At 29.8% G+C, this 4,507-nt stretch carries 5 protein-coding genes; all 5 read left to right on the top strand.

Going from position 1 to position 4,507, the window contains the following annotated elements; genetic code table 11:
• The first annotated feature begins 114 nt into the window (after positions 1-114).
• On the top strand, positions 115-618 hold the full coding sequence (locus AB4Y90_RS15815; RefSeq protein ID WP_441558544.1) for a GNAT family N-acetyltransferase: 504 nt from the start codon (positions 115-117) through the stop codon (positions 616-618).
• A 20-nt stretch (positions 619-638) separates the two neighbouring features.
• Positions 639-1,151, top strand: coding sequence for an acyltransferase (locus AB4Y90_RS15810; RefSeq protein WP_441558543.1), 513 nt, complete (start codon positions 639-641; stop codon positions 1,149-1,151).
• 13 nt (positions 1,152-1,164) lie between these two features.
• Positions 1,165-2,661 carry an oligosaccharide flippase family protein gene (locus AB4Y90_RS15805; RefSeq protein WP_441558542.1) on the top strand — a complete coding sequence of 499 codons (1,497 nt, stop codon included), beginning with the start codon at positions 1,165-1,167 and terminating at the stop codon, positions 2,659-2,661.
• Positions 2,662-2,671: 10 nt separating this feature from the next.
• Positions 2,672-3,856 (top strand): glycosyltransferase family 2 protein, encoded by a 1,185-nt coding sequence (locus tag AB4Y90_RS15800; protein ID WP_441558541.1) that lies wholly within the window; start codon positions 2,672-2,674, stop codon positions 3,854-3,856.
• Between the two features lie 14 nt (positions 3,857-3,870).
• On the top strand, positions 3,871-4,507 hold a 637-nt coding region (locus tag AB4Y90_RS15795), incomplete at its 3' end, for a hypothetical protein (protein WP_441558540.1).

Here is a 4,507-nt window from a genome sequence, read left to right as displayed (position 1 = left end):
ATATTTATAGTGTGTTTGGAAAAAGTGAGATCGATTTACCAGGCGTAGACTATTTCAGTAATCATTTTGTAGCTGTACCTTCAGGATGGTGGGTAAACCTTAAAAATGAACTCAATGTTTGATGTACTTTTTATTCAGCATGAAAGCCTAACTCAAGTTTTGTTAGATGAAATAATTAAGGTGAAATCTGCTGCATGGCCTTACAGCTATGATCAACAGTATAATTGGATTAAAAATAACCTGAAAAATTCAGATATTCATGTTTTATTACGTGATAGAGAAAAAGTTGTTGCCTATCTTAATCTCGTTAAAATAGAGGTGCAAATCGAAAATAGTACACTAAATGGTTTTGGAATAGGTAATGTATGTGCTATTGAAAAAGGAAAAGGATGGGGAAAAGAATTATTAATAAAAGTTAATCAATATTTAATTAATCATCAAAAAGTTGGTTTATTGTTTTGCAAAGAGAAACTTACAAAATTTTATCTGGAAAATGATTGGATCTTAGTTCCAGATCACCAAATGTCTATCTCGAATATACAATCCCAGATATTTACTTTTACGTATAATGCTCCCGAAAATTTCACTCAACTGAAATATGACGGAGTTCTTTTTTAATGCTAAAAATCTAAAAGAGAATGAATGTTTTTTCAAAAATAAGTCTAGCACTTTCTAGCCTTTGGTTTTCTTTTTTAATGAGTCTTCCTGATGAGTTTAGTAAATTTAGAGTGAAGTATTATAATAGAAAAGGTGGGAAAATACATAAAAATGTATCTATATCTCCTAATGTTCGTATTAGAGGAAAAATTGAAATAGGCGAAGGAAGTTCTATTGCACAAAACTGTTCTATTTCTGGAGAACGTGCCGGGGTTTTTATAGGAAAAAATGTTATGATAGCACCTAATGTTGTAATTGTAGCTTTTAATCATGGATTTGAGTCATTAGAAATTCCTATGGCTTTACAAAAAAATACAGAGAAAGAAGTTGTAATCGGAGATGATGTTTGGATTTCTTCGAACTGTAGTATATCAAAAGGTGTTACAATAGGAAATGGCTCTATTATAGGCGCCAATTCTTTTGTAAATAAAGATATTCCGCCATTTTCTATTGCAGGAGGTGTTCCTGCAAAAGTAATAAAATCTAGAATTTAATATAAAAGAAACATTGAAAAAAAATATTCTTGCCAATGTATTAGGAAAGTTTTGGAGTATTCTTTCTGGTTTTCTATTTATTCCACTTTACATTAAATTTTTAGGTTTCGAAAGTTATTCGATAATAAGTTTTACACTTATTATCGCTGGAATAATGGCAATATTAGATGCTGGCTTAACGGCTACATTGTCAAGAGAATTTGCTAGAAAAGATCAATTACTTGATGAAAAGTATAGAGTTTTTAAAACCTTGGAAACTTGTTACTTTTTAATAATTATTTTTATAAGTGTTTTGGTGTTTTTTTCCTCAGATTTTATTGCAAACCAATGGCTAAATCTAAAAACTATTGAACCACATAGAATTTCAATTTTTATTAAAATAATTGGTTTTGAAGCCGGATGCCAAATGCTATTTCGTTTTTATATGGGCGGTGTATTGGGCTTTGAACAACAAGTTAAAGCTAATGCTTTTCAAATAGGATGGGGAATGTTAAGAAATGGGTTTGTTGTAATAGCAATTTATTTTGTGCCTTCACTGGAAATGTTTTTTGTTTGGCAACTTATTGCTACAATTATATTTTCAGTAATGATGAGATTCTTTTTGTTAAGTATTTTGAATGGAAAATATAGTTTTTCTTTCAAACCTACTTTAGAAAAAGAAGTTTTTTTAAAAATTTGGCGGTTCGCAGGAGGTATGTTATTAATTTCATTAATAGCCTCTCTTAATACACAAATGGACAAATTGGCAATTAGTAAATTATTAAATATAAATACTTTAGGATATTATACTATAGCAATTTCTATTGCTATGGTAATTCATATTTTAGTCAGTCCAATTTCTATAGCACTTTTACCACGATTTACGGCTTTATATTCAAAAGGTGAGCGTGAGGAAGCTAGTCAACTATATAAAAAAATAAATTTATTTATAGCGATTTTATTATTTTCTTTTATGGCAAATATAATTTTCCATGGAAATAAAATTATTTGGATTTGGACAGGAGATTTAAACTTAGCAGAGAAAGCGGGCGTTTTTTTACCGATACTTTCTGTGTCTTTTACAATGCTTGCGTTTGCTTCAATTCCTTATGATATAGCGATTGCTAATGGATATACAAAACTCAATAATCTATTAGGTATTTTAAGTTTGTTTTTAACTTTACCTGGTTATTGGATTGCTACCAAATTATACGGAGGGATTGGGGCTGCCTATGTTTTTTGTTTCGTACAAACGATAATTACATTTGTTTATTTATATTATATAAATAAGAAATTCCTCAATATAAGTCTGTATGACTTATTTTTAAAAAAATCTTTGCTTCCACTCCTAATTTGTACATGTGTTGCCTATTGTTTTTCTTTAATACCAAATGTATTTGCAGAAAATAGAGTTTTAACATTTTTCTGGATCGGAATCTTAACAGGTGCGACTTTAGTTTTAGCCGTTTTTATCGTTATTCCATTCAAAGAGCTGAAGAGTATTTTAGAATTAAAAAAAAATAGTAATTAAAAGATAGAAAATGAATCCTTTATTAAGTATTATTGTTCCGACTAAAGATAGGTATGAATATCTAAAGCCTTTAATTGAATTGGTAAAGAGTTTTAATTCTGATGAAATTGAACTGGTCGTTCAGGATAATACTAAAGATAATTCAGAAATTATCCAATTTATTGATGAGTGTAATTATAGCAATTTAAAATATTTCCACACTGCAGATCAATTATCTGTTGCAAGAAATTCCGATTTAGCAATTCTTAATTCAAAAGGTAGATATGTTTGTTTTATTGGTGACGACGACGGGGTTAGTTATCACATTATATCGGCAGTTAAATGGATGGAGGAGAAAAGAATTGATGTGCTTAAAAGTACAGCAACTTCATATAAGTGGCCATCGTTTAATTTTTCAAAGATTGGAAATTTTTCAGCGGTTCTTATGCTAGGTTTTTACGATAAAAAGTATAAAAAAGTAGACGCTATTGCAGAACTGAAAAAATGTTTATTAACTGGCGGGAATGAAGTTGCCTTACTGCCAAAAGTTTATCATGGTATTGCAAAACGATCTACTTTGGATAAAATCTATGTCATAGGAGAAACGTATTTTCCTGGTCCATCACCGGATATGGCAAATTCTGTGGCAATGTCATTTGTTGCTGAAAATTATGTTTATCTTAATTTTCCTGTTATTATACCAGGCAACTCGATCAGGGCAGGTGGCGATGCACAAAAATTTAAGAGACAATGTGCCCAGATATCTGAAGTTCCCTTCTTGCCGAAAGACACTGAGAAAAATTGGGAAAACTTCATACCTAAAGTTTGGGCAAGTGAAACCATCATGCCAGAATCTGCCTGCAAATCTTTAAAATATATGGACAAAGCAGATTACATAGAAAAGTATCTTAATAAAGAACAGTTGCTGGCATTTTTTATGGTTGGTCATCCAGATTTGAAACATCTCGCAATTCAAAAGTCAAACAGTAGATATTTAATGTATTTTCATTTATTTATTTTTATGTTAAAAAAAATATTTAAAGCAGGATATAACAAAATTATATTTACATTATTTGGTGTACTTTATTCAGGAGTAAGTTATTCAGGAGGCATTTTTAATGTAAAAAATTATTTCAAAATAATAAAAAATATTCAGACTATAAATGAAGCAAATGAATATATAATGAAGAAAGAAAGAACATTTAAAATTAAATAGACCATACATTTATTATGAATATAGTTCTTACCATATTTTTTGTACTATTTATATTCTTTGCTATAATTGAAAAGAGACATAAAATATTAATTTTTCTTGTTATACTTGCTGTATTTACTGATGTTTTTACTTTTAATTTAGGATCGGTCGTTCACCTTTCAAATATGATAGGCTTTGCTATGTTACCTTTGGTAATCAGGTTTTATTTCAACGGAAAATATAGATACATCTCAAAAAAGGTCAGCGTTATTTTCAGACCGTTATGGTTAAACTTTTTTTATCTGGTTATTTTGGGGTATGTTTTTGGTTTTTTAATACCTTGGGAAGATACCGGCGGTTACAGAACGTGGGCACAACAAGCTTCAGGACGAAGTATAATTACTTTGATAAGATCTTTTAATGAATTTTGTATTGCATTATATATTATCTGTGCAATTGTTACAGAGAAAATATCTATTCGTTTTGTAGTATCAGCAATTGGCTGGATTAGTTTAGCGAGTTTCTTGGTAGGAATATTAGAATATAGTAGTGGCTACCCCGTTATAAGATCATTAATTCAAGATAAACCCAAGATATTAAATGAGCGTTTTTTGGGTTTATCTGGCGAGCCAAAATCTTTTGGTCGTAATGCTGCTCTTGCCTATGTAATAA

It is taken from the genome of Chryseobacterium sp. 2TAF14 (genome assembly GCF_052115105.1).
In the GTDB taxonomy this organism is placed as follows: domain Bacteria; phylum Bacteroidota; class Bacteroidia; order Flavobacteriales; family Weeksellaceae; genus Chryseobacterium.
This window is presented reverse-complemented; position numbering and strand designations above follow the sequence as displayed.